The organism is Streptomyces boncukensis, from assembly GCF_011045075.1.
GTDB classification, from domain to species: Bacteria; Actinomycetota; Actinomycetes; order Streptomycetales; family Streptomycetaceae; genus Streptomyces; species Streptomyces boncukensis.
Genome location: NZ_JAAKZZ010000686.1, coordinates 1 through 3249 on the forward strand (window position 1 = coordinate 1; position 3249 = coordinate 3249).

Sequence of the window (3249 nt, forward strand, 5' to 3'; positions counted from 1 at the left end):
GGTGAGGGGCTGTTCGAGGATGAGTTCGCTGAGGTGGTCGTAGCCGAGGTGGTCGCCTGCGGCGAGGGCGAGTTCGGCGAGGGCGACGCCGGGCAGCAGGATGGTGTCGCCGAGGGCGTGGTCGGCCAGCCAGGGGTGGGTGTGGGTGGAGAGGCGGCCGGTGAACAGGAGGTCGTCGCCGTCGGCGAGGGTGGTCATGCCGCCGAGGAGGGGGTGGTCGGCGGTGTGCAGGCCCAGTCCGGTGGCGTCGGTGGCCGGTGCGGGGGTCTCCAGCCAGTACCGGCGGCGCTGGAAGGCATACGTCGGCAACACCACCCGCCGCGCACCGGTGCCCTCGAAGACGGCGGCCCAGTCGACGCGGACGCCGTGGCAGTGGGCCTCGGCGAGCGAGGTGAGCAGGCGCGCGGTCTCGTTCTCGTCGCGGCGCAGCGTGCCCAGCGCCGCGGCGTCCGCACCGGCCCCCTCGATGGCCTCCTGGATGCCGATGGTGAGCACCGGATGCGGGCTGACCTCGACGAAGACGGTGTGCCCCGCCTCCAGCAGCGCCTGGGTGACCTCCTCGAACCGCACCGTCTGACGCAGGTTCCGGTACCAGTACCCGGCGTCCATGACGCCGCTGTCCTCCAGGGCCTGCCCGGTCAGGGAGGAGTAGACGGCGATGTCGCCGGCGCGCGGCTCGACACCGGCCAGCACCTCGGCGAGCTCCGCCTCGATGTCCTCCACATGGGCGGAGTGGGACGCGTAGTCCACGTCGACGCGGCGGGCCCGCACCTCCTGCTCCGCGCACCGGGCGAGGAACTCCTCCAGCGCCTCGGGGTCGCCGGCGACGACGACCTGCGCCGGGCCGTTGACCACGGCCACCGAGAGCCGCCCCTGCCAGGCGCCGATCCGCTCCCGTACCCAGGCGGCGGGGCGGGCCACCGACACCATCCCGCCGCGGCCCGACAGCGCGGTCAGGGCGCGGCTGCGCAGCGCCACCACGCGCGCCGCGTCCCCGAGGGAGAGGGCTCCGGCGACGCAGGCCGCGGCGATCTCGCCCTGCGAGTGGCCGACCACGGCCGCGGGTTCGACGCCGAGCGAGCGCCAGACCTCGGCCAGCGACACCATCACGGCCCAGAGCACCGGCTGGACGACGTCCACCCGGTCCAGTCCAGGGGCGCCGTCCGCGCCCCGGACGACGTCCAGCAGCGACCAGTCGACCAGCGGCTCCAGCGCCGCCGCGCACTCCGCCATCCGGCGGGCGAACACCGGCGAGGACTCCAGCAGGCCGACCGCCATCCCCGCCCACTGCGCGCCCTGCCCGGGGAAGACGAACACCGTGCGCGCCGCCGGCCGGGCCCGAGCGGTGACGAGACCGGGCGCGGTGCCCCCGTCGGCCAGGGCCGCCAGGGCGGCCTCCAGGCCGGTGCGGTCGCGCGCCACCAGCGCCGCGCGCTGGTCGAAGTGCGCATGCCCCACGGCGAGCGTGCGGCCGATGTCCGCCAGCCGCGGCTCCTCGTCGTCCGGCCGCTCCCGCAGATGGCTGAGCAGCCGGCCCGCCTGGGCCCGCAGCGCGTCCTCGCTCTTCGCGGAGAGCACAACGGGGACCTCCGGCGCGGCGGGGAAAGCGCCGCCCGTGGCCGGGACGTCGGCGGGCTCCGGCTCGGCAGCCTGCTCCAGGACGACATGGGCGTTGGTGCCGCTGATGCCGAAGGAGGAGACGGCGGCCCGCCGGGGCTCCTCGCCCTCGGGCCACGGCAGCGCCTCGGTCAGCAGCTCGACGGCGCCTGTGTCCCAGTCGACGTGCGTCGTCGGGCGGTCGACGTGCAGGGTGCGCGGCAGCAGCCCGTGCCGCATCGCCAGCACCATCTTGATCAGCCCGCCCATGCCCGCCGCCGCCTGGGTGTGGCCGATGTTGGACTTGACGGAGCCCAGGTAGAGCGGGCGTCCGGCGCGCCGCTCCTGCCCGTAGGTGGCGAGCAGGGCCTGGGCCTCGATGGGGTCGCCCAGCCGGGTGCCGGTGCCGTGGGCCTCGACGGCGTCCACGTCCGCCGGGGACAGCTCGGCCGCGGCCAGGGCTTCGCGGATCACCCGCTCCTGGGACGGGCCGCTGGGCGCGGACAGGCCGTTGCTGGCGCCGTCCTGGTTGATGGCCGAGCCGCGGACGACGGCCAGTACTTCGTGGCCGTTGCGCCGCGCGTCGGAGAGCCGCTCCAGCAGCACGACGCCCAGGCCCTCGCCCCAGCCGGTGCCGTCCGCCGCGTCCGCGAACGCCTTGCAGCGTCCGTCCTGGGCCAGTCCGCGCTGCCGGCTGAACTCCACGAACAGTCCTGGGCTGGCCATCACCGTCACCCCGCCCACCAGGGCGAGGTCGCACTCGCCGCCGCGCAGCGCCTGCGCCGCCATGTGCAGCGCCACCAGCGAGGAGGAGCACCCGGTGTCCACGGTGACGGCGGGGCCTTCGAGCCCGAGGGTGTACGCGACCCGGCCCGAGGCCACACAGGTGTAGGTGCCGGTGAGCAGATAGCCGCCTGCGGTCTCGTCCGCCTCGTGCAGCCGGGGGCCGTAGTCCTGCGCCATGGCGCCGATGTACACCCCGGTGCCGCTGCCGCGCAGCGTGGCCGGGTCGATGCCGGCGCGCTCGACGGCCTCCCACGAGGCTTCGAGCACCAGCCGCTGCTGCGGGTCCATGGCGGCGGCCTCGCGCGGGCTGATGCCGAAGAACTCGGCGTCGAACTGGTCGACGTCGTAGAGGAAGCCGCCCTGCCGGGTGTACGAGCGGCCCGCGCGTCCGGGATCGCCGTCGAACAGCGAGTCGAGCGACCAGCCTCGGTTGCCCGGGAAGTCGGCGATCGCGTCCCGCTCGTCGACCAGCAGCCGCCACAGCTCCTCGGGAGAGGCCACCTCGCCCGGGAACCGGCACGCCATGGAGACGATCGCGAGGGGCTCGTCGGCGCCCGCGGTCCTGCGCCGTGGGGCGCGCACCGCGCGCCGGGTGCCCGACATCTCCGCGCGCAGGCGGTCGACCAGCTGCTCGGGGGAAGGGTGGTCGAACAGCAGGGTGGCGGGCAGCCGCAGTCCGGTGGCGGCGGCCAGCCGGTTGCGCAGCTCGATGGCCGTCGCGGAGTCGAAGCCGAGGTCCTTGAAGGAGGCCGCGGGGTCGATCCCGTCCTGCGCTTCGCGGCCCAGGATCAGGGACGTCTCGGAGCGCACCAGGTCCATGAGGAACGCGGTGGTCTCCTCCGCGCCGCGCCCGCGCGCGCCCGCCTC

1 protein-coding gene is annotated in these 3249 nt (G+C 75.4%); it reads right to left on the minus strand.

The window, feature by feature from the left end:
- Positions 1–3249 (minus strand): type I polyketide synthase (locus G5C65_RS34230; protein WP_165302957.1); only part of this gene is annotated, 3249 nt, incomplete at both ends.